This is a genomic window from Variovorax sp. J31P179 (assembly GCF_030316985.1).
Lineage (GTDB): Bacteria > Pseudomonadota > Gammaproteobacteria > Burkholderiales > Burkholderiaceae_C > Variovorax > Variovorax ginsengisoli_B.
This window is the reverse complement of the sequence record NZ_JASZYL010000012.1, coordinates 78511-104193: the sequence shown is the minus strand read 5'-3', so window position 1 is coordinate 104193 and position 25683 is coordinate 78511. Positions and strand designations below refer to the sequence as shown.

Here is a 25683-nt window from a genome sequence, read left to right as displayed (position 1 = left end):
GATGGGTCGGGGAAGGGAAATGAGCGCTCTTCAGCGCTTGCGGTTCTGCAGCATGTAGAAAACGAAGCCCAGCCCGGTGCCGATGAACCAGGCGTAATTGGCGGCGCCGCGCAGGGTCGGCACCAGCACGCACAGCACCGGCACCAGCGCGGCCGGGACCAGCGCCCAGATGGCGCGCCGGTTGTAGCCGTTGTCGTACCAGTAGGCGCCCGCCGGGCTCAGGGTGTAGAGCGCATCGACGTCGACCCGCTGCTTCTGCACCAGGTAGTAGTCGGCGATCAGGATCCCGAACAGCGGCCCGATGAAGGAGCCCAGGATGTCCAGCGTGTAGTGGATGACCTCCGGGTTGTTGTAGAGGTTCCACGGCGTGATGAAGACCGAGCCCACCGCGGCGATCATGCCGCCGGTGCGCCAGCTGATCTTCTGCGGTGCGACGTTCGAGAAGTCGAAGGCCGGCGAGACGAAGTTGGCGACGATGTTGATGCCGACGGTGGCGATCATGAAGGTCAGCGCGCCGATCACCACCGCGGTGGTGCTGTCGATCTTGGCCACCGTGTGGACCGGATCGGTGATGAGTTCGCCGAACACCGGCAAGGTCGCGGCAGAGGTGATCACGGCCAGCAGCGAGAAGAAGAGGAAGTTGACCGGCAGGCCCCAGAAGTTGCCCTTCTTGACGGCGTCGAAGCTCTTGCCATAGCGCGAGAAGTCGCCGAAGTTGAGCATCGGCCCGCTGAAGTAGCTGACCACCAGCGCGGTCGCGCTGAGCATCACCGGCAATGCGTCCCAGCCCGTGAACTTGACGCCGCCCAGGCGCATGTCGATGTTGCTCCAGCCGGCCTTCCAGACCAGCCAGCCGCACAGCGCCGCCATCACCACGTACACCGCCGGACCGGCCCAGTCGATGAAGCGCCGGATCGCTTCCATGCCGTGCCAGAACACGAAGGCCTGCAGCACCCACATGACCATGAAGGCGACCCAGCCGAGGGTCGAGAGGCCGACGAAGCCGTGCTGCGCCACATCCGCGTAGGGCGCGAGGCCGGGATGGAAGTGCAGTGCCAGCAGCATGAAGGCGCCCGAGGCCAGGTAGGTCTGGATGCCGTACCAGGCGACCGCGATCAGGCCGCGGATCACGGCCGGGATGTTGGCGCCCAGCACCCCGAACGAGGCGCGGCAGATCACCGGATAGGGCGTGCCGGTCACCTGGCTGGGCTTGGCCACCAGGTTGCAGAAGAACTGCACGATGCATATGCCCACCAGCAGCGACACCAGCACCTGCCAGCTCGACAGGCCGAGCGCGAACAGGCTGCCGGCCGTGATGTAGCCGCCGACGCTGTGGACGTCGGACATCCAGAAGGCAAAGATGTTGTACTGGCCCCAGGTCTGCCGCTTCAGCGGCGCCAGGTCCTCGTTGGTCAGGCGCGGGTCGTAGCCCGGCTTGATGCGCGCGTTCGATTCGCTCGGGTGCAGGGCGCCTGGGATCGGCAGCTCGATGCTGGCTTGGCTGGCGGTTGCGTTCACGGGTGTCTCCTCGTGGCGGATGGTCGAAGGTCCGAATGGAATGTTCGGTCTGTGGATTGCACCCTATATTTGTATACAAAAAATGGGTGCAATCAAGATCGAAGTGGGACGGACGACACCGTGATTACCCTGATTGCGCTGCGAAGGACCCGCAGGGGGTCTGCAAAAGGACGAAAAAAGTACTCACGATTCAATGAATCATCTTGTTACTTAAGAAGTAAATAGGCACAATGTATTACATCGATTCAGTGCCAACGCAGGTGCTGCCAAAGATCAACCATCTCTTTGCGAGGTCCCGATGAAGACTCAGAAACAGGCAATCAGCGAGGGCTACGACGTCGATCTGTCGGGCCCCGGACGACCGATGGGCGCCAAGGGCAAGTACCCGGACTTCGACGTGATCCCCCTGCTCACGGAAATGGAGGCAGAGCTCATCAACACGCTGGGCCTGGTTCGCCAGCTGCTGCTCGAAGGCGTGCCGTCGAAAGACGCCCGGGAGGGCGTGGTGCTCGCCATCGACGGGCTGCTGGCCGCCGCGCGCTCGTGATCATTTGCCGACCCAACGCACAAGGAGACAGGACATGAACAGCTACAAGACGGCGAGCCAGGCGACCGGCGTGGCGCGCACATTGAGCCGGAGCGCCGGCTGCACCATCCTGGTCTATCAGGCCGCCGACAACCGGTTCGTCACCGCTCGACCGTCCGACGCGGTCAGCGGGCTGGTGATCGGCATCTACCAGAACGGGTACAAGCTGCAGAGTGCCCAGCGCGCCTGATAGCGCAGGGCCAGGCCGGCGGGGGCTGCAGAAAATATCAGTAACAAATATAATTAATAAATTGATATTAAATAACTCTGAATTGCTTCTGCGATCCCCATAGGACAATTCGAAATAATCAATAAGAAAAATCTGAATATTGGAAAAAGCTGATCCAGTAATATTGTGTGATGTTTTGCGCGATCTGCTGCAGTATTGAATCTTGAGTGCCTGATTATTCCGTCATCAATTCTGAAACGCCCTAAAATCGCGTTGAATTGTGAGTGGAGTGACACTGGAAGATTAAAGCCTCCCTCGCGAGCGGCCGCCGGCCACCGAAATCAACGCAAGGGAATCAATATGCATACAGTCATCGTCGTCGACGATCATCCCGCCATTCGTCTGGCGGTCCGTTCCGCCCTCGAATCCGGAGGCGAGTTCCAGGTCGTGGGCGAGGCGGGCGATGGCCCCACCGCCCTGGCTGCGATCCGCGACCAGCGTCCCGACCTGGTCATCCTCGACCTCGACCTGCCGCGGCTCAGCGGCCTCGACCTGATCGAGAGGGTCCGAAAATCTCTGCCTTCGACCAAACTGCTGGTGCTGTCGGCCCAGCCGGAATCCATCTTTGCCGCCCGCACGGTGCAGGCGGGCGCCAATGGCTTCATGAGCAAGAGCGAAGACATGTCCGCCGTCGCGCAGGCCGCCAGGACAGTGCTCGCGGGCTACAGCATGTTCCCGTCGTCGGCGCTGTCTTCGCACGGACACGCCCATTCCGGCGCATCGCCCGATGCCCTGATGAAGTCGCTGTCCGACCGCGAATTGACGGTGCTGCAATACCTGGCCCGCGGCATGAGCAACAAGGAAATCGCCGAAACCCTGTTGATCAGCAACAAGACGATCAGCAGCTACAAGACGCGGATATTCGAGAAGCTCGGCATTTCCACGCTGGTCGAACTGGTCGATTTCACCCGCGCCCATCACCTCGTCTCTTGAAAGGGGCGAATGATGTGGGGGGAATTGTGGGGGATCGCACCCTGGGGCTATGAAGTCGCCGCCGGATTTGCGCTGTGCTTCGTCATCAGCGTGGTCTGGAACCGAAAACTGCGAAAAGAGATGCGTCGGCGACTCGCCGTCAAAGCCGAATTGCGCGATCAGCTCGCCTTCCAGCGCGCCATGCTCGAGGCCATTCCGCAGGCCATCTGCGTGCGCGACAACGAGGCCAGGCTGGTTTTCTGCAATGCCGCATTCGAAAAGATGTACGGCACCCATCGTGCCGCCCTGGAGGGTAAGACCCTCAGAGAAAGCGGACTCCAGTACCTCGAGCCGGAAAAGGCGGCGCTCCTTCACGCCCGCTACCTCGACATGCTGGCGAGCGGCCAGTCGCTGAACGAAGATGTCGACGTGGTCCTCGATGGCGAGTTGCGCCGGATGGTGCACTGGGCGGTCCCGATCGCACTGTCGGAGGGAGGGCCGGCGCGCGCCCTGGTGGCTGGCGCGATCGACGTCACCGAGCGCCACCATCTGATCGACCTCAGCCAGGTGGCGCGGGCCAAGGCCGAAGAGGCCAGCCGCGCCAAGTCCAACTTCCTCGCGACCATGAGTCACGAGATCCGCACGCCCATGAACGCCGTGCTGGGCATGCTCGAGCTGCTGACGCGCGAAGGCCGCCTGTCGGCCAAGGATCGCGAATCGGTGGACCTGGCCCGGACTTCGGCGGTTGCCCTGCTCGGGCTCATCGACGACGTCCTCGACATGTCGAAGATCGAAGCCGGCGGCCTCGAGATCGCCTTGGCGCCGGCGCGGCTGCCGGCGATCGTCGACGAAGTGGCCCGGATGTTCGGCGGCCTGGCCCGCCAGCACGGGCTGTCGATGGTGCTCGACATCGACCCCGCGGTCGGCGAATGGCACAGCGTCGACGCGGTGCGTTTCAGGCAGATTGTCAACAACCTGGTGAGCAACGCCATCAAGTACACCGATGCGGGCAGCGTCACCGTCCGGCTGCGCCGTGCGGGCCGGGAGGCCGACGTCGAGACGATCGCTCTCGAGGTCGAGGACACGGGCATCGGGATTGCCCCGGAGGATGTGGAGAACCTGTTCCGGCCGTTCTTCCAGGCAGAGGCGGCTGGCCCGCGCGCCATCGGCGGCACCGGCCTGGGCCTGCCGATCGTCCAGCGCCTGTGCCGGATGCTGGGCGGGACCATCGACGTCCGCAGCCAGCGCGGCCAGGGCACCTGCGTCCGGGTCGAAATCGCACTGCGGACCGCTTCGCCGCCAGTCGCCGCGCCGGCCGCGGCCGCAGCGCCGGAGCCTGGCGCCTTTCTGCCGCAGCGCGGCCGCAGGATCCTGGCGGTCGACGACCATCCGGCCAATCGGCTGTTGCTGCAGCGCCAGCTCGAGCACCTGGGCCTCGAGTGCGAACTGGCGGAGGACGGCGAGACAGCCCTGGCGCTCTGGCGCGACGGCGGCTTCGACCTGGTCATCACCGACTGTTCGATGCCGGTCATGGATGGCTATGCCCTGGCGGTGGCCATCAGGGAGCTGGAACGCGAGCGCGGCCTGCCGCGCTGCCCGGTGCTCGGCTGCACGGCGCACGTCCAGGAGGCCGACCGGCGCCACGCCCTCGAGGCCGGAATGGACGAGTGCCTCATGAAGCCGTTCAGCCTCGATGCCCTGTCGGCGGCGCTTCATCGCCATCTGCCCGGGGATGCGGCCGAGCCGCTGCCTGCGACACCGGTCGAACCGCCGCCGCACGAGCCGTTCGAGGCGGCCTTCGACCCGCTCGCGCTGCGCCGGCTGTCCGACGACGACGCTGGGGTCGAGTCGCGCTTTCTCGAGGCGCTGTGGCGGACCAATCGAAGCGACGTCCGGGAGCTCGCCGCCCACGTCGGGTCGGGTGAATTGTCCGAAGCGTCGTCGATGGCGCACAAGATCCTGGGCCCGGCCCGGATGGTCCGGGCCCATCGCGTGGTGCGGGCATGCGAGATGCTCCAGCGGGCCTGCCAGGGCGAGGCGGCGCTGACCCCCGGCGCCGCCCTGGCCCAGCTCGAAGCGGCCGTCGACGAACTCGACCGGGCGATCGAAGCGCAGCTGAAGGGGCTGGGGCAGCCGGCAGCCTCGGACTGAACCGGTCAGCCGCTCAAGGCGCCCTCGAGATCACCGCGTTCGGCCTCGATCCGTTGCCGGGCCGCTGCGCGGGTCGAGGCCTGGAAATCGTCCGGCACGACCAGCACGTCACTGGTGGCCCAGCACAGCACCCGTTGGGCCACGCTGCCGAACACGAAGTCCGCGATCGGCGAGTTGCGCCGCTTTCCGACCACCAGCAGATCGGCGCCCACGTGGTCCTGCTGGACCACCGCCTGACGGGCGGGATCTCCGTAGCCGATGGCGCTCAGGACGCGATTGCGGCGGGTGTCGAACGAATCGGTCAGCCAGAAGATGCGGTCGCGGGCGTGGCGCATGCATTCGTGCCGGTAGGCCTGGATCGCGCGCCGGGACGCCTCGGCCGAGCGGAGCTTGGCCTCGTTCAAGGTGCTGATGGCATGGAACAGCTCGACCTCGGCGTTGCTGTCCAGCGTCCAGGCCAACTGGACCAGCCGCTTCGATGCGGACGTGAAGTCGACGGCGACCAGGATTCGCTCGTAGTCGCGGTGCGGCGTGGTCTTGGTCACGAGCACCGGGCAGCGGCACAGGCGCGCCAGCCGCTCCGCGGGCTGCCCCTGCAGCAGCGAGGCCATCGTGCGCTCGCGCCAATGACCGAGCACCAGCAGGTCCGCGCAGCTGGCTTCCTCGGCGACGTGTGCCAGCGTGTTGGCGGTCTGGGCGACGGGCCGCACCGTGATGGCGAAACGATGGCCCAGTTTCCTGGCGGCAGTCGCGAGCCGGCTGGCGCCGTTCGCGGGCGGCACATTGCCGCTCGCCGGCAGCACCATCAGCTTGAGGACGGCGCTGTGTTCGGCCGCGAGCCGGGCCGCGCGTTCGATGGCGAGGCCGGCTGGCTGCGAGAAGTCGGTCACGGCCAGGATGGATCGGATGGTCATGGAGGTCTCCTCTTCGCGCTGGGCGCGCGCTGGCGCCGCGGTCGAGGGGCGACCGCGCGCTGCGTGGGCTGGAAAGGGCGGCGCGCCGGCTAGCGCGCGTAGTCGCCGCTGGCTTCGGGCTGGAATGCGATGGCGACGATTTCGGCCGCGCCTTCTTCGCCGCCGGGCATCTGCCAGCGCGCGACCGCGCCGACCTTCAGTCCGAGCAGGCCGCTGCCGACCGGCGACAGCACCGAGATGAAGCCGGCACTGGGCTCGGCGTCGCCGGGAAAGCAGACGGTCAGCGTCTGCCTGCGCCGCGTGTGGAGGTCGACCAGTTCGACCTGCGAATACATCGTGACGACGTCCGCGGGAACTTCGCGCGAGCGCGTCACCTCGGCCGCGCCGAGGACGTTGGCGAGTGCGGGCGGCAGATGCCCGTCGAGCAGCTTGCTCAGGCGCGAGAAGTCATGTTCGGTGAGCGTGCGCTCGCCGAGGATGGTTGCATGCATGGGGACGCACTCCAGTCGAATGCGGGCCGCCCGAAGCAACGGGCAGGCACCGCGACGCGCGAGGGGGGTGCCCGGCGGTCGATGGTTGCGCTAAATGGGGGAGGGAAGCGGCCGCCGGGCTTAGGAATGTGCGGGCGTCTGCTGCAGACCTGCCGCGCGCGCAGAAAACGACGGCCGCGCGAGCGCGGCGTGGTTCTGGAAGCGGGCGGGGGCGTGCATGGGTCGAGTGTATCGGGCAGGGACGCGAGGCTCAACCAATGGCCTCACGGTCCTTGCCAGATAGGGGACATCTGATCAGTTGAGGACAGAGCAAAAAACCGCTGACGCGGTTTTCTTGGTCTGTCCCGCAAGGTCTCATGAAAGCAGATCGCTCAGCGTGCGTGCGATGACCTTGGTGGCGCGCCGCAGGTCTTCGAGCACCACGCGTTCGTCGTTGCGCTTGGCATGCGACTCGAGCACGGTGCGCGGACCGGCGCCGTAGATCACGCCCGGGATGCCGGCTTCGCCGTACAGACGCACGTCGGTGTAGAGCGGGGTGCCCATCGCCTTGATCGGCTCGCCGAAGAGTTCCTGGCCGTGCTTCTGGATCGCGTCGACCAGCGGCTTGTTGCCGGCCAGCGGCTTCATAGAGTTGGCGAGCAGCATGCGCTTGATGTCGACCGTGATGCCGGGCATCTGCGCGGCGGCATCGGCGATGACCTTGCGGATCGTGGCCTCGACCTCGACCGGGTTCTCCTCGGGGATCATCCGGCGGTCGAGCTTGAAGACCACCTTGCCGGGAACGACGTTGGTGTTGGTGCCGCCCTCGATGCGGCCGACGTTGAGATAGGGGTGCGTGATGCCCTCGACCTTCGACGTCACCTGCTGGTAGAGCGTGTTCTGCGCATAGAGCGCGTTGAGGATGTGGACCGCGCCCTGCAGCGCATCGACACCGGTGGTCGGGATCGCCGCATGCGCCATCTTGCCGTGCACCGTGACTTCCATCTGCAGGCAGCCGTTGTGGGCCGTGACCACTTCGTAGCTGAAGCCGGCCGCGATCATCAGGTCCGGCTTGGTGAGGCCTTGTGCGAGCAGCCAGCCCGGGCCCAGGATGCCGCCGAATTCCTCGTCGTAGGTGAAGTGCAGCTCGACGCTGCCCTTGGCTGGCTTGGCGACGGCTTCGAGCGCACGCACGGCGAAGGTGAAGCTCGCGAAGTCGCTCTTGCTCACCGCCGCGGCGCGGCCGTAGAGGCTGCCGCCGTCGATCTCGCCGCCGTAGGGGTCGTGGGTCCAGCCTTCGCCGGGCGGCACGACGTCGCCGTGGGCGTTGAGGGCCACCGTCCGGCCCCCGTTGCCGTACTTGCGCCGCACGATCAGGTTGGTGATCGATTCGAGGCCGTAGTCCTTCACTTCCTGGGCGGGCACGGCGTGTTTCTCGGCCTCGAAGCCGAAGGCCTGGATCAGCTCGGCGGTGCGCTCGGCATGCGGCGCGTTATTGCCGGGCGGGGTGTCGGTCGGCACGCGCACCAGCTCCTGCAGGAAGCGCACTTCCTCGTCGAAATGGGCATCGATCCAGGCGTCGAGTTTGGTGTAGTCGGTCATGTCAGAGGGCCGGTTCGGCGGCGAGGTTGTCGAGCAGCAGCTGGAAAGCCTGCACAGCCAGCTGCATGTCGTCGTTGGTGCTCGATTCGAGCGGGTTGTGGCTGATGCCGGAGTTGATGCCACGCACGAAGAGCATGGCCTGCGGCATCACCTCGTGCAGCTTCATCGCGTCGTGGCCGGCGCCGCTGGGCATGCGAAAGAGCGGCACGCCGAGCGTGTCGACCGCCTGCTCCCAGCGCCGCTGCCATTCGGGTGCGCTGGGCGCGGCCGCGGCGCGCATGGTTTCCTCGAGCGTGTGGCGCACGCTGCGGCGCTCGCAGATGTCCTTCAGTGCCGCCACCACGTCGTTGGCCAGTGCATCGCGCTGTTCGTTGTTAGGCGCCCGCAGGTCGAGGCTGAACTTGCAGCGTCCGGGCACCACGTTGATCGAGCCGTTCGGCACTTCGAGCATGCCGACCGTGGCGACCGAGTCGCCGTCCTTGGCGGCGCGCTGCTCTGCGAACAGGATCAGCTCGGCCACGGCGGCCGCGGCGTCGCGGCGACGGTCCATCGGCGTGGTGCCGGCGTGGCTGGCCATGCCGATGACTTCGCCGACATAGCGCACGCTGCCGTTGATCGAGGTCACGATCCCGAGCGGAAGATCGAGCTCGGTCAGCACCGGCCCCTGCTCGATGTGGACTTCGACGAAGCCCAGGTACTTCGAAGGATCGCGCTGCAGCGCGGGGATGTCTTCGTCCTTCAGGCCCGCGTGGCGGCGGGCCTCGCGCATCGTGATGCCGTCGGCGTCCTTCTGGTCGAGCCAGCGGTCGTCGAAGTGGCCGATCAGCGCGCCGGAGCCCAGGAAGGTGGCCTTGTAGCGCTGGCCTTCCTCTTCGGCGAAGCCCACCACCTCGAAGGCAAAAGGCAGGCGGCGGTTCTGCCGCTTGAGCTCGCGCACGCAGGCCATCGGCACGAAGATGCCGAGCCGGCCGTCGTACTTGCCGCCATTGCGCACCGTGTCGTAGTGCGAGCCCGTGAGCAGTGCGCGGGCGCCGGGCGTGGCGCCCTCGTAGCGGCCGACCACGTTGCCGACCGCATCGATCTGCACGCTGTCGAAGCCGGCCTCGCGCATGTCGGCCGCGATCTGCGCAGCGCAGGCGCGGTGCGCGTCGGTGAGGTAGGTGACGGTGAGCTGGCCTTTCTCGGCATAGCCCGGGTCGGTGTGGACCGAGAGCTTCTCGTGCCAATCCCAGACCTCGTTGCCGAGCGAGGGCGCGGCGTCGAACTTGTCGTCCAGCCGGATCTCGGCGATGCGGTGGATGTTGCGCAGCGCCTCGCCGAGTTCGAAGTCGGGATGGTGATGCAGCCGGCGCTCGAAGGTGTCGATGATCTCGCGCTTGGCAAGACCGGTGCCGCGCGGGCCGCGCACCGCGAGGATGAACGGAAAGCCGAACTTGGCGTTGTAGTCGGCGTTGAGCTGCTGGATCTTCGCGAACTCTTCCGGCGTGCAGTCGGTCAGGCCGGCCTTGTTCTGCTCGTTGGTCGATTCCGCCGTGAGGCTCTTGCTGACCATCGCCTTGCCGGCGAGTTCCGGGTGGGCACGGATCAGGCCGAGCTGCTCTGCGCGCGAGGCATGGGTCACGGCCTGCACCAGCGCGTGCTTCAGGTGCGGCAGCGACCGGAACGGCCGCGACACCAGCGATCGCGCCGCGATCCATGGCGAATGCTCGTAGACGCCGTCGAGCAGCGCGACGGCTTCGTCGGCCGATGCCGTGTTGAGTTGGTCGATGGTGAGCGCCATGTCAGTCTCCTTGGCGAGTGGCGTAGGGATGCGTCGCCTTCCAGTGCCGCGCGATGTCGAGCCGACTACAGACCCAGACCCGGTCGTGGGTGGCGATGTGATCGAGGAAGCGCTGCAGCGCGGTGATGCGCCCGGGCCGGCCGAGCAGCCGGCAGTGCATGCCGATGCTCATCATCTTCGGCGCCTCGTCGCCTTCGGCGTAGAGGGCGTCGAAGCTGTCCTTCATGTACTGGAAGAAGGGGTCGGCGTGCGAGTAGCCCTGCGGCAGCGCGAAGCGCATGTCGTTGCAGTCGAGCGTGTAGGGCACGATGAGCTGCGGCACCACCGCGCCGTCGGTCTTCTGCACTTTCATCCAGAAGGGCAGGTCGTCGCCGTAGTAGTCGCTGTCGTATTCGAAGCCGCCGTAGTCGGCCACCAGGCGGCGCGTGCGCGGGCTGTCGCGGCCGGTGTACCAGCCGAGCGCGCGTTCGCCGGTGAGCTTCTCGATGGCTTCCATGCCGAGGCGCATGTGTTCGCGCTCGGTGGCTTCGTCGAGGTTCTGGTAGTGGATCCAGCGCCAGCCGTGGCAGGCGATCTCGTGGCCCAGTTCCTTGAAGGCCGAGGCCAGCTCGGGGTAGCGCGCGAGCGCCATGCCGACGCCGAACACGGTCAGCGGCAGGCCGCGCTTCTCGAACTCGCGCAGGATGCGCCAGACGCCGGCGCGCGAGCCGTATTCGTAGATCCCCTCCATGCTGATGTGGCGCTCGGGATAGCTCGCGGGATTGAACATCTCGGAGAGGAACTGCTCGCTGCCGGCGTCGCCGTGCAGCACGCAGTTCTCGCCGCCTTCCTCGTAGTTGAGGACGAACTGGACCGCGATGCGGGCCCGGCCGGGCCATTGGGCGTGCGGTGGATTGCGGCCGTAGCCGACCAGATCGCGGGGATAGGGCAGGGTGGTGTCGTAGACGCTCATGGTGTCATGCCAGTGCGAGTGTGATGTCGTGTGTCGGAACCTTGCGGTCGAAGGTGAGGTTGGCCTCGACGTGCTCGAGGTGCTCGGTCATGAGGCGCACGGCGCGCTCCTCGTCCTTGGCGGCCAGGGCCTTGACGATGTCGGCGTGCTCGTCGTTCGAATGCTCGGCCGCGGTGGCGCTCTGGTACATCAGCGTGATCAGCGCGCAGCGCGAGATCAGCTCGCCGAGGATCTGCGCCAGCACGGTGTTGCCCATCAGCTCGGCCATGCGCACGTGGAAGTCGCCGAGCAGCTCGGTGCGGCCCGAGATGTCCTCGCCCGACACCGCGGCCTTCTCGAGCGCCACATGCTCCTTGAGCGCCTTGATCTTGGCCGGCGTGACGCTGCGCACGAAGGCGCGCGTCATCTCGGCCTCGAGCATGCGCCGCACCGCGAACACCTGCCTGGCCTCGTCGACCGCGGGCGCCGCCACGAAGGCCCCGCGCGCGGGTTCGAGGCGGATCAGCTTGTTCTGCGACAGCTGGAACAGCGCCTGCCGCACCAGCGTGCGCGAGACGCCGAAGTGGTCGGCCAGCTTCTGTTCGGCCAGCTTGCTGCCGGGCTGCAGCCGGTGCTCCACAATGGCCTTGGTGAGTGCGTCGACGATCGCGCGGGTGGTGGTCGAGTCCATGTTTTTGATGATAGACCCAAAGCCAAGAACTGTATACACTTTTGTCGACCGTAATTTCCCCAATGCATTGAAGGAGCAGATCGATGGGCCTGAGCACTCACGTACTGGACACCATGCACGGCAGCCCCGCCGCCGGCATGGAGGTGGCGCTGTTCACGACCGACGGCACAGGCGAGGGCGCCCGCGCCACGCTGGTGCGGCGTTTCACGCTGAACGCCGACGGCCGCAGCGACGGCCCGCTGTACGACAACAGCACGCTGAAGGTCGGGACCTACCGGCTGGTGTTCGATGTCGCTGGCTACTTCAAGGCCCGCGGCGTGACCTTGCCCGAGCCGAATTTTCTCAATCGCGTGGCCCTGGACTTCGGTGTCGCGCACACCGACCAGCACTACCACGTGCCGCTCCTGGTGAGCCCGTGGAGCTACTCCACTTACCGGGGCTCGTGACCTACTGCTGGCCTTCGCTCAGGGTATCGAGTTGGAAATGACCGCCTTCGTCCCACAGCCAGGTGTCGGTCCAGGTCACCTTGCCGAGCCGCGTCGCTGCCGGGTAGGGCGCGTCCATGAGCACCGTGCGCTCGATCTCGGCGATCACCTCGGGCGCATGCGTCGGTGCCCGCATCCAGTGCATCGACAGCACCCTGCCGTCGGCATCGAGGTTGACCTGCAGCGTGCCGACCGCGTAGAGCAGCGGCGGCAGCTTGCCGCCGTAGATCCGGTCCTTGTTGATCTCGTAGACGTGGCGGGCGGCATCCTTGCGGTAGTCGCGCGCCGTGGCGGCGTTCGATGCGCGCGGCTTGCCGCGGCTGTGGTCGCCGGGCTCGGGGCGGGCGCTGCTGAGCTGGCCCGGCACGGCGCCGGTCGGCGCGGTGCTGCAGCCGGCCAGCCAGAGGCTGGCGAGGAGGGCGGCCGCCAGGGCGAGACGGCGCGAGGTGGTCTGAAATTGCATCGGCGGGTTTATACCGTGCCCGGCCGGGCGCCGCGCAACCGGAGGTATCGCACATGACCGGCGCCGTCGACGACTTGCTGCTTCGCCTGCAGCGCCAGCGCGGCGTGCTGGTGCGCGTCGCCTCGACCCAGGGCTCCGCCCCCCGCGAGGCCGGCACCTGGATGGCGGTCTGGCCCGATGGGCTGACGGCCACCATCGGCGGCGGGCAGCTCGAATTCCAGGCCACCGACGAGGCCCGCGCCTGGCTGGCCGGCGGCCCGCCGATCGAGGGTGTGCGGCGCTATCCGCTGGGCCCGAGCCTGGGCCAGTGCTGCGGCGGCGTGGTGTTCCTGTCCTACCAGCTGATCGATGCCGCCGACGCGGCTTCGCTGCAGTCCGAACTGCTGGCGCAGTTGGCGCCGGTCGCGCTGTTCGGCGGCGGCCACGTGGGCGCGGCGCTGGCGCGGCTGCTGGCGACGCTGCCGTTCGCGGTGCGCTGGATCGACAGCCGGGACGGTGTCTTCCCGGCCGAACTGCCGGCGCAGATCGAGACCGAGCATTCCGATCCGGTGCAGCAGGCGGTGGCGCAGCTGGCGCCAGGCTCGCGCGTGCTGATCATGAGCTTCAGCCATGCCGAAGACCTGGACATCGTGATCGCCTGCCTCAAGCGGCTGCGCGAGCGCGATGACCTGCCCTACATCGGCCTGATCGGCAGCAAGACCAAATGGGCGACCTTCAGGCACCGGCTCGAGGCGCGGGGCTTCACGGCCGGCGAGATGGACCGCGTGACCTGCCCGATCGGCGTGCCCGGCATCACCGGGAAGGAGCCCGAGGTGATCGCGGTGGCGGTGGCGGCACAATTGTTGCAATCGCTCCCGGCTGCATGAGGGGCGCTCAGGGTTTTCCAGCACGCCAAGCGATGCAAAATCCACGAGCCAGCCCCTAAAAGTGTATACACTTCAGTCCACAACAAGCCGCAGCGGAGCGAGATTCCACCCCGGGTCTGCGTTCGCGGCACTTTCTCTGCTTACAGCGCCCGCAGTGGTGAGCAGGTCGGAACACCTCGGTGCCCCCATGCGCCGACAAGGTTGAGAGCAAATGGAAAGCTACTACCTCGACTGGGCCAACCTGCTCCTGCGCTGGGTCCATGTCATCACGGCCGTCGCCTGGATCGGCGCGTCCTTCTACTTCGTGATGCTGGACAACAGCCTCGAGAAGCCCGAAGACCAGGAATCGCTCGACAAGGGCGTCGGCGGCGAGCAGTGGGCGGTGCACGGCGGCGGCTTCTACAACATGCAGAAGTACGCGCTGGCGCCCAAGCGCCTGCCCGATCACCTGCACTGGTCGTACTGGGAGAGCTATTCGACCTGGCTCACCGGCTTTGCGCTGTTCACGATGTCCTATCTGTGGAACGCCAGCACCTACCTGATCGACAAGTCCAGGATGGACTGGCAGCCCGGGGCCGCGATCGGCGTCGCGCTGGCCTTCTTCGTGGTCTTCTGGATGGTCTACGACAGCATCTGCCAGCTGTTCGGCCGGCGCAAGAACGGCGACACCATCGTCGGCGTGCTGGTCGCGGTCTTCATCGCCTTCGCGGCCTGGCTCGCCTGCCAGTGGTTCGCCGGCCGGGCGGCCTTCCTGCTGGTCGGCGCAATGATGGCCACCACCATGAGCGGCAACGTGTTCTTCTGGATCATCCCCGGCCAGCGCAAGAACGTGCAGGCGCTGCGCGAAGGCAAGCCGGTGGATCCGGTGCACGGCCAGCGCGGCAAGCAGCGCAGCGTGCACAACACCTACTTCACGCTGCCGGTGCTGTTCGCGATGCTGAGCAACCACTACAGCTTCACCTACACCCACAAATACAACTGGATCGTGCTGCTGCTGATCATGCTCGGCGGCGCGGCGATCCGGCAGTTCTTCGTGGTGCGGCACCGCTTCAAGCTCGGCAACGCGCGCAACCCGATCCCCTACGCGCTGTTCGGCATTGCGGTGCTGGGCCTGACCATCATCTGGATGAAGCCCGAGCCGGCGGCGGCACCGGCGCCCGGCGCGGCGGTGCAGAAGGTCAGCTTCGGCGAAGTGCAGAAGGTGCTCGAGCAACGCTGCTACATGTGCCACGGCGCGCAGGTGCAGATGAAGAACGTGCGCCTCGACACGGCCGACCAGGTCGCGGCGCATGCGCAGGCGGTGTACCAGCAGGTGGTGGTCACCAAGATCATGCCGATGAACAACGCGACCGGCATCACCGACGCCGAGCGGGCCCTGATAGGCAAGTGGTTCGAAGGCGGTGCGAACACGAAGTAGCATCTTGCGCAGGAGACAAGCAAGACCATGACCCCGACGACTCCCCGGCCGATCCCCGACGCGCATTCGGCCCCGCGTGAATTTCTCGAGCACCTCTACCGCGTGGCGGTCGAGCGGGCGCTGCCGTTGGCCAGCATGGGCGCCTACCTGCCCGCACCGCCCAAGGGGCGCACGCTGGTGCTCGGCGCCGGCAAGGCCGGTGGCTCGATGGCCCAGGCGCTCGAGGCGCTCTGGCCGGCGGACGCTCCGCTTTCCGGCCTGGTGGTCACGCGTTATGGCCACATCCCGCCGCGTCCCGCGGGGCTGGCATCGCGCATCGAACTGGTCGAGGCCGCGCACCCGGTGCCCGACCAGGCGGGGCTCGACGCCGCCCAGCGCATCCTCGCGCTGACCCAGGGGCTGACGGCCGATGACCTGGTGCTGTGCCTGATCTCGGGCGGCGGCTCCTCGCTGCTGACCCTGCCGGCCGAAGGCCTCACGCTGGCCGACAAGCAGCGCATCAACACCCAGCTGCTCGAGTCGGGCGCCCACATCGGCGAGATGAACTGCGTGCGCAAGCACCTCTCGCGCATCAAGGGCGGCCGGCTCGCGGCCGCCTGCGCACCGGCGAGGGTCGTGACCCTGACCATCAGCGACGTCCCGGGCGACGACCCGGCCGTGATCGCCAGCGGCCCCACCGTGCCCGATGCGAGCCGCTGCGCCGATGCGCTGGCGATCCTCGACCGCTACCGGATCGAGGTGCCCGCGGCGGTGCGGGCCCGGCTCGAAAGCGGTGCGCTCGAGACCCCGAAGCCGGGCGATGCCGTGTTCGACGGCCACCTGACCCACGTGATCGCGGCCCCGCAGCAATCGCTCGAGGCGGCCGCGGCGGCAGCGCGCGCGGCCGGCATCGAGGCCCATGTCCTGAGCGACGAGATCGAAGGCGAATCGCGCGAGGTCGGCAAGGTGCACGGCGCCCTGGCGCGCTCGGTGTCGCTGCGTGGCGCGCCCTTCGCCAAGCCCTGCGTGATCCTGTCGGGCGGCGAGACCACGGTCACGATCCGGCCGCGGCAACCCGGGAAGGCCAAGGGCCGCGGCGGCCGGGCGGGCGAATTCTGCATGGGTCTGGCGGGCGCGCTGGCCGGCCGCGAGGGCGTCTGGGCGCTGGCCGCCGACACCGACGGCATCGACGGCGTCGAGGACAACGCCGGCGCCGTCGTCACGCCCGACACGCTGCGCCGGGCCGAGGCGGCGGGCGTCAAGCTGGCCGACCATCTCGACCGCAACGACGCCTACGGCTACTTCGACGCCATCGGCGACCTGCTGGTGACGGGGCCGACCCATACCAACGTCAACGATTTCCGGGCCCTGCTGATCCTGTAGCGCCCGGCTGACACGCTCGGCGCGTTGGCTGATGAGAGAATCAGCGACAACGCCGAGCCTCATGAATCCACCCCACGACCTGCGCCCGGCGCCCCGCCCCTTCGAGAGCTGGAAAGTCGAGATCTGGTTGCGCATCCGCCGCCACTTCGCCTTGAAGGTGGTCGGCACCACGGCCTTCACCTGGCTGTTCTTCATCGGCTACTTCCATCTGCTGCGCCAGCCCGCCGGTCCGGTCACGGTGATGCCGCTGACCGCACTCGACCACCTGATCCCGTTCCAGCCGCAGGCGCTGGTCGCCTATTTCTCGCTCTGGCTGTACGTGGGCGTCGCGCCCGGCCTGCAGCTCACGTTCAGGGAGCTGGTGGTGTATGGGCTCTGGGTCGGAGCCCTGTGCCTGACCGGCCTTGCGGCCTTCTTCTTCTGGCCGACGCAGATCCCGCCAATGACGCTGCCGCCGACCGATTTCCCCGGCTTCGCGATCCTGCAGGGGGTCGACGCCGCCGGCAACGCCTGCCCGTCGATGCACGTGGCCATCGCGATCTACACCGCCATCTGGATCGAGCACATCCTGCGCCAGGCGGGTGCGCCGATGCTCCTGCGATTGGCCAACGGACTGTGGTTCGCCGCCATCGCCTGGTCGACCGTGGCGATCAAGCAGCATGTGGTGCTTGACGTGGTCGCGGGGGCGGTGCTCGGCATCGTGTTCGTGCTGCCGTCGCTGCGCTGGCGGCCGCGCCCGGCCGCGATTCCGGCCGTTTGGAGCGGATATCATGAGGCGACATTGCCCGCGGGCCGGTTCGGCGGACGAGCCAGGAGGAGCTGAGACTCGTGGGCCGACATCCACAACATCGCCGTCTGCCAGGGAGACGGCCAGAAATGACGACGGACACCGCACGATGAGTTCGCTGAAGGAATTGCAGGACCTGATCCACGAGAAGTACGGCATCGAGGCGTCCGCGCTGGACCCGGAGGCCTCGATGCGCGAGAAGGGTTTCGATTCGCTGGCGCTGGTCGAGTTCGTGTTCGCGATCGAGGACCATTTCGGCATCACGATGCCCGACGATGACCCGAACATCGACACGCTGGCCCAGCTCGCCGCGGTGGTCGACAAGGTCAGGGCGAAGCAGACCGCGTGAACGCAGTCGCCGTCACCGGCCTGGGGGTCGTGGCTCCCCACGGCGATGATCCCGGCCACCTTTTCGATGCCCTGCTGCGCGGCGATTCGGCGCTCGAACCGGTCTTTCCCGAACTGCCCAAGCCGGCGGTCGCGGCCCGGGCCGCCTTCGACGAATCGCGCTGGTTCACCAAGCTGCAGCTCGCCGGCGTCGACCGTGTGAGCCAGCTCGCCGTGGCCGCGGCCGACCTGGCCATGCGGGATGCCGGCGCCGTCGGCGCGCTCGATCCCGAGCGCATCGGCGTGTTCGCCGGCTGCGGCATGGGCGGTGCCGCGGCGCTCGAGGCCGCCTACCGCGGCGGCGGGCGCGTGCCGCCCTTGACCATCCCGGCCTTCATGCCCAACGCGCCGGCCTCGCACGTGGCGATGCGCCAGGGCGTGCAGGGCCCGGTGCTGACCTACTCGGTGGCTTGCGCCTCGTCCTCGGTGGCGATCGCCGAGGCGGCCAAGGCGGTGCAGCGCGGCGATGTCGACGTCGCGATCGCCGGCGGCAGCGAGGCGCTGATCGTGCCCGGCGTCGTGCTCGCCTGGCAGGCGATGCAGACCCTGGCCAGCGTCAAGCCCGGCGAAGAGGCGCGCTCGGTGCGGCCCTTCGCCAGCGATCGCAGCGGCTTCGCGCTCGGCGAGGGCGCCGCCTTCCTGGTGCTCGAATCGGCCGAGCGGGCGCGGCGGCGCGGCGCGCGGACCTATGCCCGGCTGGCGGGCTGGGGCCTCAGCTGCGACGCCACGCACCTGACCAAGCCGGACGCCCCCGGCCAGGCGCGCGCGCTGCGCCAGGCACTGCGCCTGGCCGGCCTGCAGCCCCGCGACGTCGGCTACTGCAATGCCCATGGAACCGCCACCCGCATCGGCGACGTGGTCGAGCGCGAAGCCCTGGCCGAAGTCTGGGGCGACGACCTCGACCGCCTGCGCGTGAGTTCCACCAAGGCGCTGCATGGGCACCTGCTCGGTGCCGCCGGCGCGCTGGAGGCCGCGGCCACGGTGCTGGCGCTGCATCGGCGCGCGCTGCCGCCGAACATGCACGGCGCCGCGGTCGATCCGGCCTGCGCCCTGAACCTGGTGGCGCCCGACGACACGGCGGCGCCCGACCTGCACGCCGCCATCAGCAATTCATTCGCCTTCGGCGGCACGAATTCGGTGCTCCTGTTCTGCCGCGGCTGATGGCTAAACTGCTTTTTCACATCGCTTGGGATTGGACGACATGAACAGACGCTTCGCTGCCCTGGCCGCACTGGCCCTTCCGCTGCTGATCTCGGCCTGCGCGAGCGTCGGCGGTCCGACGGTCAGGATCGACGTCGATCCGGGCGCCGATCTATCGCGCGTGCGCACCTACAGCTGGGTGGCCCGGCCCGACGGCGGAACGCCGCTGATGCAGCAGCGCATCGTCGACGGCATCGATTCGAGGCTGCAGGCCAAGGGCTGGAAGCTGGCGCCGAATGGCGACATCCATGTGTCGGCGCACGTGTCGTCGTCCGAGAAGGAAAGCCAGGGCGCCTACTACAACCGCGTGGGCTACGTGGGCTGGGGCGGCTTCGGGCCGCCGGCACCCAACACGGCAGCACCCACCGACACCTACGAAGTCGGCACGCTGGTGGTCGAGATGGTCAATGCGCAGAGCAAGCGCTCGGCGTGGCGCGGCACCGCGAGCGGCACCTTGCACGACGACCCGGCGAAGATGAATGCGCTCTTGCAGGCGGCGCTGGACAAGATGTTCACCGGATTCCCGTCCGCCTCGAAGTAAGCGGCGGGTTCCCTTCCAGGAATACCGCGGAACCGGCTTTGCCGGGCCGCTGGTATTGCCCCCGGCGAGGGGGTGGGCGCCCGACACGAAGTGCGGGCAACCTGGGGGAGGTCAATGATTGTCTCTAGGGATGCCGAACGTGGCGTGGATCTTCTGATACTTCACGGCCGGCTTCAGCACCATGCCCTGCGACAGTTCGTCGACGATGCCGCGCTGGATCTCCTGCCAGGGCGTCTGGCTCGGCGGGAAGGGGTAGCCGCCGGCGGCGGCCAGTTCGGCGCGCCGCTTGTCGAGTTCCTCGTCGGACACCAGCATGTTGGCGGTGCGCTTCTTGAGGTCGATGCGCACGCGGTCGCCGGTGCGCACCAGCGCCAGTCCGCCGCCGGTCGCGGCCTCGGGCGAGGCGTTGAGGATCGACGGCGAGCCGGAGGTGCCGGACTGCCGGCCGTCGCCGATGCAGGGCAGGGCGGTGATGCCCTTCTTGATCAGGTAGGACGGCGCCCGCATGTTGACCACCTCGGCCGCGCCCGGGTAGCCGACCGGGCCGACGCCGCGCATGAACAGCACGCTGTGCGGGCCGATCTTCATTTTCGGATCGTCGATGCGGTGGTGGTAGTCCTCCGGGCCGTCGAAGACCACGGCCGTGCCCTCGAAGGCCATCGGGTCCTTCGGGTCCTCGAGGTAGCGGTCGTGGAATTCGGGCGTGATCACGCTGGTCTTCATGATCGCCGAGTCGAACAGGTTGCCCTTGAGGTTCAGGAAGCCGGCGTTCTTCTTCATCGGCTTGGCATAGGGCCAGATCACGGCGCGGTCGCTGGTGAACTTGCCCTCGCAGTTCTCGATCAGCGTCTTGCCGTTGGCCGTGAGGGCCGGCTTGATCTTGCCCTTGGCGATCAGCTCGGCGACCACCGCGGGCACGCCGCCGGCGCGGTAGTAGTCCTCGCCGAGGTACTCGCCGGCGGGCTGCAGGTTGACGATCAGCGGGATCTTGTAGCCGATCTTCTCCCAGTCGTCGGGCGTGAGTTCAACGCCGATGTGGCGCGCGATCGCGACCAGGTGCACCGGCGCGTTGGTCGAGCCGCCGAGCGCGGAGTTGACCACGATCGCGTTCTCGAAGGCCTCGCGGGTCATGATGTCGGAGGGCTTCAGGTTCTCGCGCACCATCTCGACGATGCGCTTGCCGGTCATGTAGGCCATCTCCTGGCGGTCGCGGTAGGGCGCGGGAATCGCGGCGCTGCCGGGCAGCGTCATGCCGAGCGCCTCGGCCAGCGAGTTCATGGTCGACGCCGTGCCCATCGTGTTGCAGTGCCCGGTCGAGGGCGCCGATGACGCGACCAGCTTGAGGAACTCCTGGTAGCCGATCTCGCCGGCCGCCATCATCTCGCGCGCGCGCCAGACGATGGTGCCCGAACCGGTGCGGTCGCCCTTGTACCAGCCGTTGAGCATCGGCCCCGAGTTGAGCGCGATCGCAGGGATGTCGACCGTGGCGGCCGCCATCAGCTGGGCCGGGGTGGTCTTGTCGCAGCCGGTGGTGAGCACCACGCCATCGATCGGATAGCCGTAGAGCACCTCGACCAGCGACAGGTATTGCAGGTTGCGGTCGAGCGCCGCGGTCGGCCGTTTGCAGGTCTCCTGGATCGGGTGGATCGGGAACTCGAAGGCGATGCCGCCGGCGTCGCGGATGCCTTCGCGCGTGCGTTCGGCCAGCACGAGGTGGTGGCGGTTGCAAGGCGCGATGTCGGAGCCGGTCTGGGCGATGCCGATGATCGGCCGGCCCGACTGCAGCTCGTCGAAGCCGAGCCCGAAGTTCATGGTGCGCTCGAGATAGAGCGCCGTCATGTCGGCGTTGGCCGGGTTGTCGAACCAGGCCTGCGAGCGCAGCGCGAGGGGCTTCGGCTTGGTGGCCGGGGTCTTTTTCTTCGTGGGGCTTTTCATCAGGACATTCCCTTCAAGGTCTGGTCTGCGTTCGGCAGCGCCGCGCAGTCGTCGATGTATTGCCGGACGATATCGGCAAAGTTCTCGTGCGGCAGCAGGCCCAGGCGCGCGGCCCGTGCGGCGCTGGCGCCGCCCGGCCAGTTGGCCACGATGCCGGCGATGCGCTCGTCGCGCTCGAAGCGCACCAGCGCGCGGACCTTCGGGCCGGCCACCGCCTCGAGGGCGTCGAGCATGTCGGCCACGCGCACGTTGAGTGCCGGCAGGTTGAGCGCCGTACGGCCGCAGAAAGCCTCGCGCGTGGCTTCGTAGACCGCGATCAGGCCGTCGACGGTGCGGGTCGGCGAGGACATGGGATGCGACACCTCGGGCGAGACCGGGCAGATGGCTTCGACCCCCGCCAGCGGCTCGCGGATGATGCCGCTGAAGAACGAGGAGGCGGCGCCGTTGGGCCGGCCGGGCCGCACGGTGACGGTCATGAGGCGCGCCGCGCGGCCGTCGACGTAGCCCTTGCGGGTGTAGTCGGCCACGAGGTGCTCGCAGATCAGCTTCTGGGTGCCGTAGGAGGTCTGCGGCGCCGGCAGCGTGTCGTCGGCCACGAGCTTGGGCAGGGGCACCGCCGGGTCGGGCCCGAACACCGCCACCGAACTCGAGAACACCAGCCGCGCGACCTTGCCCCCGCCGTTGACGTGGGCCCGCAGCGCATCGAGCAGGGCCCGGGTGCTGTCCAGATTGGAGCGCAGGCCGAGGTCGAAGTCGAGCTCGCATTCGCCCGACACGGCCGAGGCCAGGTGGAAGATGCCGTCGAAGGGCTCCTCGCGCAGCGCCTCGGTGTGGGTCAGCAGCGGGCCGGTGCGGGCCTCGACCCGGGCGTCGGCGAGCAGGTCGGCAGGCGGGGGCGCGATGTCGGTCAGGACCATGCGCTCGATGCGCTGGCCGTCCAGGGTGCCGCGGGCGAGCAGGGCGCGGGCGAGCCGGGCCCCCACGAAGCCCCCGCCGCCGGTGATCATCAGTTTCATTTCGGTCTCCTTCAGTGCTTTGCTTGTCGATCGGGTGCGGGTGCGGGGCGCGCGGCGCGTGCGACCCGGGCGGCGGCCTGGCGGCGCCGGCCATCGATGATGCCGCCTTCGACCAGCCGCTGCTCGCCGCGGATCAGGTGTTCGTTGGCATGCTGCCGGGCAGCCACCGGATCGTGGGCCGCGATAGCGTCGAAGATGGCGCGGTGCTCGCTCTGGACCGCAGTCATGAAATCGGCCCGCCGGGCCTCGTTGCCGCGCGTGATGCGCATGCCTTCGCGCAGGTACTGTTCGAGGAAGCCGAGCAGCAGCCGGAATTGCGGATTGCCGGTCGATTCGCCGATCACGCGGTGGAAGGCCAGGTCTTCGGCCACGCCGTCGCGGCCCTCGGCCACCGCGGTGTCGATGGCCCCGAGGGCGCGGCGCAGCGCCGCGATCTGGCTGCGCGTGGCGCGCTCGGCGGCCAGCGCGGCGATCTCGCCTTCGAGGACGCGGCGCACCTCGACCACGTGCACCACGGCCTGCACCGAGGTCAGCACGGCCGGGTCGAAGGCCAGCGCCTGGTTCACCGGCGGCGGCGCGACGAACACGCCGGAGCCCTGGCGCGACTGCACCAGCGCCCTGGACTTGAGCTGGTGGACCGCCTCACGCACCACGGTGCGAGAGACGCCGTGGGCGGTGGCCAGCTGCTGCTCGGTCGGCAGCCGGTCGCCGGCCTTCAGCGCGCCGCTGTCGATCTGCGCGCCCAGCAGCGCCGCCAACCGGTCCGACAGCCGGTCGACGACCAGCGGCTGGGGTTGGGGAGAGGCGGAAACCCGCACGGCGGAGGATGAGGAAAAGGCGGTTATCAGGTCATCATACAAATATTGCGCGGGTTAATGCCTAACGGTTTGCCCTGATGCGCGGCCGGTTCGCGATGCCAATACTGCGCGCTTGCGGCGTGGAGTCCTCCATGGCCCGATGTCGACTCGCGACCTTTCAGGACTTCAGTGCATGGCCAGTGTCACGATCCAGTCAGTCAAGAAGAACTTCGGTGATGTCGCCATCCTGCATGGCGTGGACATCGACATCCAGGACGGCTCGTTCACCGTGCTGGTCGGCCCGTCCGGCTGCGGCAAGTCGACCTTGCTGCGCATGATCGCCGGGCTCGAGGAGATCAACGGCGGCGAGATCCGCATCGGGGACAAGCGGGTCAACGACCTGCCGCCCAAGGAGCGCGACATCGCGATGGTGTTCCAGAACTACGCGCTCTATCCGCACATGACGGTGCGCGAGAACATGGCCTTCGCGCTGGCGCTCGCCAAGATGGACAAGCCGACCATCGAGGCCAAGGTCAAGCGCGCGGCCGAGATCCTGGCGCTGGCGCCGCTGCTGGAGCGCTATCCGCGCCAGCTCTCGGGCGGGCAGCGGCAGCGGGTCGCGATGGGACGGGCCATCGTGCGCGATCCGCAGGTGTTCCTGTTCGACGAGCCGCTGTCCAACCTCGACGCCAAGCTGCGGGTGGCGATGCGCAGCGAGATCAAGGAATTGCACCAACGCCTGAAGACCACCTCGATCTACGTCACGCATGACCAGATCGAGGCCATGACCATGGGCGACAAGATCGTCGTGATGCGCGACGGCCGGATCGAACAGACCGGCAGCCCGCTCGAGCTCTACGACCATCCGGCGAACCAGTTCGTGGCCGGCTTCATCGGCTCGCCGTCGATGAACTTCCTGCCCGGCACCCTGCGCCGCGGCGCCGGCGCGGCCCGGGTCGAGCTGACCGACGGCACCCAGCTCGACGCGCCGCTGGCCGCCGGCGGCGTCGACGGCCAGCCCGTGATCTACGGCACCCGGCCCGAGCACCTGAGCTTGGCCGACGGCGGCGGCATCCCGGCGCGCGTCGCGGTGATGGAGCCGACCGGCATGGACACCTTCGTGGCCTGCCGCCATGAAGGCGTGGAACTGTCGGCGGTGTTTCGCGAGCGCCACGATTTCGCGCCGGGCACCACCATCCACCTGCAGCCCGATCTTCAGCGGGCCCATCTTTTCGATGCAGCTACCGGCCAGAGGCTGGTGGCCTGACTTCCCTTTTCGGCCGTTCAACAACAGGAGACATGAATGAGTGATTTCAATCGCCGCAAGATTCTGAAGAGTTCGGCCGGCCTCGCGGCCGCAGCCTCGCTCGGCGTCGGCACCGCGATCTTCTCGCCGCTCGCGAATGCGCAGACCCTGGCCTTCAAGCCCGAGAAGGGCGCCAAGCTGCGGGTGCTGCGCTGGAGCCGCTTCGTGCAGGGAGACATCGACGCCTACATGGCCAACGTCAAGCGCTTCAGCGAGGCCACCGGCATCGAGGTGCGGGTCGACAACGAGGGCTGGGAAGACGTGCGGCCCAAGGCTGCGGTGGCGGCCAACACCGGCGCCGGGCCGGACATCATCCTGTCGACCAACGACGACGCCAACCTCTATCCGGACAAGCTGCTCGACGTCACCGACCTGGCGGAATACCTGGGCAAGAAATACGGCGGCTGGTACCCCGCGGGCGAGCTCTTCATGCGGCCCGACGGCAAGAAGTGGATCGGGCTGCCGCTCGGGGCCTCGGGCTCGCTCATCGTCTACCGCGAGAGCATGGTCAAGGCGGCCGGCTTCGACAAGTTCCCGACCAACAACGAGGACTTCCTCAAGCTCTACAAAGCGCTGAAGGAGAAGGGCACACCGGGCGGCATGGCGCTCGGCAACGCGACCGGCGACAGCACCTGGACCAACTGGCTGATCTGGTCCTTCGGCGGCAAGCTGGTCGACAAGAACAACAAGGTGGTCCTCGACAGCCCCGAGACGCTGAAGGCGCTGGAGTACGCCAAGGAGCTCTACGCCAACTTCATTCCCGGCACTTTGTCGTGGCTCGATCCGAACAACAACAAGGCCTTTCTCGACGGCCAGATCAGCGTCACGAACAACGGCATCTCGATCTACTACGCGGCCAAGAACTCACCCGATCCGAAGGTCAAGGAGATGGCGTCGGACATCAACCACGCGGTGTTCCCGGTCGGGCCGGTGGGGGTGCCGACCGAGTCGCACCTGTTCTTCAACCAGATGATCATGAAGTACACCAAGTACCCGCAGGCCTCGAAGGAGTTCCTGCGCTTCATGATGGAGCGGCCGCAGTTCGACGACTGGCTGCAGGGCGCCGGCGGCTACGTGGCGCAGCCGCTGAAGGCCTACGAGGCCAATCCGATCTGGACCTCCGATCCGAAGAACACGCCCTACCGCGATTCGGTCAAGAACCTGCGGCCGGCCGGCTACGAGGGCAAGCTGGGCTACGCATCGGCCGGCGCGGCGGCCGACTTCATCATCCCGAACATGGTGGCCGAGGCGGCCAGCGGGTCGAAGTCGCCCAAAGAAGCGGCAGAGCGCGCCCAGAAACGCGCCGAGCGCTACTACAAGGTCTGAAGACGCTGCCC

At 67.8% G+C, this 25683-nt stretch carries 25 protein-coding genes; 14 read left to right on the top strand and 11 right to left on the bottom strand.

Annotation, left to right across the window (positions count from 1 at the left end; translation table 11 throughout):
* Positions 1-30: 30 nt before the first annotated feature.
* Positions 31-1491, bottom strand: coding sequence for an NCS1 family nucleobase:cation symporter-1 (locus tag QTI17_RS26625; RefSeq protein WP_286536754.1), 1461 nt, complete (start codon positions 1489-1491; stop codon positions 31-33).
* A 325-nt stretch (positions 1492-1816) separates the two neighbouring features.
* Between QTI17_RS26625 and QTI17_RS26620 the strand changes: the two genes are divergently transcribed.
* The 4 genes from QTI17_RS26620 to QTI17_RS26605 all read left to right on the top strand — a co-directional run bounded on the left by QTI17_RS26620 (position 1817) and on the right by QTI17_RS26605 (position 5396).
* Entirely contained in the window at positions 1817-2065 is a 249-nt protein-coding gene (locus QTI17_RS26620; protein WP_286536682.1) for a hypothetical protein, read from the top strand.
* Positions 2066-2099: 34 nt separating this feature from the next.
* Positions 2100-2294, top strand: coding sequence for a hypothetical protein (locus tag QTI17_RS26615; protein ID WP_286529691.1), 195 nt, complete (start codon positions 2100-2102; stop codon positions 2292-2294).
* Positions 2295-2489: 195 nt separating this feature from the next.
* Complete coding sequence (locus QTI17_RS26610; RefSeq protein WP_286536681.1) at positions 2490-3266, top strand: response regulator transcription factor; 777 nt, start codon at positions 2490-2492, stop codon at positions 3264-3266.
* Positions 3267-3386: 120 nt separating this feature from the next.
* Positions 3387-5396: a PAS domain-containing sensor histidine kinase gene (locus QTI17_RS26605; RefSeq protein ID WP_286536680.1), complete on the top strand. Its 2010-nt coding sequence runs from the start codon at positions 3387-3389 to the stop codon at positions 5394-5396.
* A 5-nt stretch (positions 5397-5401) separates the two neighbouring features.
* Here the strand turns inward: QTI17_RS26605 and QTI17_RS26600 are convergent, their stop codons facing one another.
* The 6 genes from QTI17_RS26600 to QTI17_RS26575 all read right to left on the bottom strand — a co-directional run bounded on the left by QTI17_RS26600 (position 5402) and on the right by QTI17_RS26575 (position 11784).
* Complete coding sequence (locus QTI17_RS26600) at positions 5402-6310, bottom strand: universal stress protein (protein ID WP_286536679.1); 909 nt, start codon at positions 6308-6310, stop codon at positions 5402-5404.
* An 89-nt stretch (positions 6311-6399) separates the two neighbouring features.
* Positions 6400-6801: a GreA/GreB family elongation factor gene (locus QTI17_RS26595; protein ID WP_286536678.1), complete on the bottom strand. Its 402-nt coding sequence runs from the start codon at positions 6799-6801 to the stop codon at positions 6400-6402.
* A gap of 354 nt (positions 6802-7155) precedes the next feature.
* Positions 7156-8382 (bottom strand): M20 family metallopeptidase, encoded by a 1227-nt coding sequence (locus tag QTI17_RS26590; protein WP_286536677.1) that lies wholly within the window; start codon positions 8380-8382, stop codon positions 7156-7158.
* A gap of 1 nt (position 8383) precedes the next feature.
* The gene (uraD, locus tag QTI17_RS26585; RefSeq protein ID WP_286536676.1) at positions 8384-10162 is read right to left on the bottom strand and encodes a 2-oxo-4-hydroxy-4-carboxy-5-ureidoimidazoline decarboxylase; all 1779 of its coding nucleotides are present in this window, start codon (positions 10160-10162) and stop codon (positions 8384-8386) included.
* Between the two features lies 1 nt (position 10163).
* Positions 10164-11114, bottom strand: coding sequence for an allantoinase PuuE (gene puuE / locus QTI17_RS26580; RefSeq protein ID WP_286536675.1), 951 nt, complete (start codon positions 11112-11114; stop codon positions 10164-10166).
* 4 nt (positions 11115-11118) lie between these two features.
* Entirely contained in the window at positions 11119-11784 is a 666-nt protein-coding gene (locus tag QTI17_RS26575) for a GntR family transcriptional regulator (RefSeq protein WP_286536674.1), read from the bottom strand.
* Between the two features lie 83 nt (positions 11785-11867).
* Between QTI17_RS26575 and uraH the strand changes: the two genes are divergently transcribed.
* Complete coding sequence (gene uraH / locus QTI17_RS26570; RefSeq protein ID WP_286536673.1) at positions 11868-12230, top strand: hydroxyisourate hydrolase; 363 nt, start codon at positions 11868-11870, stop codon at positions 12228-12230.
* A gap of 1 nt (position 12231) precedes the next feature.
* Here uraH and QTI17_RS26565 read toward each other — a convergent pair whose 3' ends face one another.
* A complete protein-coding gene (locus QTI17_RS26565) occupies positions 12232-12732 on the bottom strand; it encodes a hypothetical protein (protein WP_286536672.1) in 501 nt (166 codons plus the stop codon).
* 53 nt (positions 12733-12785) lie between these two features.
* Here QTI17_RS26565 and xdhC point away from each other — a divergent pair, with 53 nt between their 5' ends.
* From xdhC to QTI17_RS26530, 7 genes are all read left to right on the top strand, one after another.
* Entirely contained in the window at positions 12786-13598 is an 813-nt protein-coding gene (gene xdhC / locus QTI17_RS26560; RefSeq protein WP_286536671.1) for a xanthine dehydrogenase accessory protein XdhC, read from the top strand.
* 211 nt (positions 13599-13809) lie between these two features.
* Positions 13810-15015: a urate hydroxylase PuuD gene (locus QTI17_RS26555; protein WP_286536670.1), complete on the top strand. Its 1206-nt coding sequence runs from the start codon at positions 13810-13812 to the stop codon at positions 15013-15015.
* A 27-nt stretch (positions 15016-15042) separates the two neighbouring features.
* Positions 15043-16377 (top strand): glycerate kinase type-2 family protein, encoded by a 1335-nt coding sequence (locus QTI17_RS26550; RefSeq protein ID WP_286536669.1) that lies wholly within the window; start codon positions 15043-15045, stop codon positions 16375-16377.
* 61 nt (positions 16378-16438) lie between these two features.
* Positions 16439-17200, top strand: a complete 762-nt coding sequence (locus tag QTI17_RS26545) for a phosphatase PAP2 family protein (protein ID WP_286536668.1) — start codon at positions 16439-16441, stop codon at positions 17198-17200.
* 73 nt (positions 17201-17273) lie between these two features.
* Positions 17274-17513, top strand: coding sequence for an acyl carrier protein (locus tag QTI17_RS26540; RefSeq protein ID WP_286505053.1), 240 nt, complete (start codon positions 17274-17276; stop codon positions 17511-17513).
* Positions 17510-18712, top strand: coding sequence for a beta-ketoacyl-[acyl-carrier-protein] synthase family protein (locus QTI17_RS26535; RefSeq protein WP_286536667.1), 1203 nt, complete (start codon positions 17510-17512; stop codon positions 18710-18712). Before QTI17_RS26540 ends, QTI17_RS26535 begins: the two co-directional genes overlap by 4 nt.
* A 40-nt stretch (positions 18713-18752) precedes the next feature.
* Positions 18753-19292, top strand: a complete 540-nt coding sequence (locus QTI17_RS26530) for a DUF4136 domain-containing protein (RefSeq protein WP_286536666.1) — start codon at positions 18753-18755, stop codon at positions 19290-19292.
* Between the two features lie 111 nt (positions 19293-19403).
* Here QTI17_RS26530 and QTI17_RS26525 read toward each other — a convergent pair whose 3' ends face one another.
* From QTI17_RS26525 to QTI17_RS26515, 3 genes are read right to left on the bottom strand one after another with little or no spacing between them, the layout of a single operon-like run.
* Entirely contained in the window at positions 19404-21227 is a 1824-nt protein-coding gene (locus tag QTI17_RS26525; protein ID WP_286536665.1) for an IlvD/Edd family dehydratase, read from the bottom strand.
* Positions 21227-22243, bottom strand: a complete 1017-nt coding sequence (gene denD, locus QTI17_RS26520) for a D-erythronate dehydrogenase (protein ID WP_286536664.1) — start codon at positions 22241-22243, stop codon at positions 21227-21229. The genes QTI17_RS26525 and denD overlap by 1 nt, the downstream gene beginning before the upstream one ends.
* Positions 22244-22254: 11 nt before the next feature.
* On the bottom strand, positions 22255-23061 hold the full coding sequence (locus tag QTI17_RS26515) for a FadR/GntR family transcriptional regulator (RefSeq protein ID WP_286536663.1): 807 nt from the start codon (positions 23059-23061) through the stop codon (positions 22255-22257).
* Positions 23062-23233: 172 nt separating this feature from the next.
* Here QTI17_RS26515 and QTI17_RS26510 point away from each other — a divergent pair, with 172 nt between their 5' ends.
* Together QTI17_RS26510 and QTI17_RS26505 are read left to right on the top strand one after the other, a co-directional pair.
* Positions 23234-24307, top strand: a complete 1074-nt coding sequence (locus tag QTI17_RS26510) for an ABC transporter ATP-binding protein (protein WP_286536662.1) — start codon at positions 23234-23236, stop codon at positions 24305-24307.
* A 36-nt stretch (positions 24308-24343) separates the two neighbouring features.
* Complete coding sequence (locus QTI17_RS26505; RefSeq protein ID WP_286536661.1) at positions 24344-25672, top strand: ABC transporter substrate-binding protein; 1329 nt, start codon at positions 24344-24346, stop codon at positions 25670-25672.
* Positions 25673-25683 lie beyond the last annotated feature (11 nt).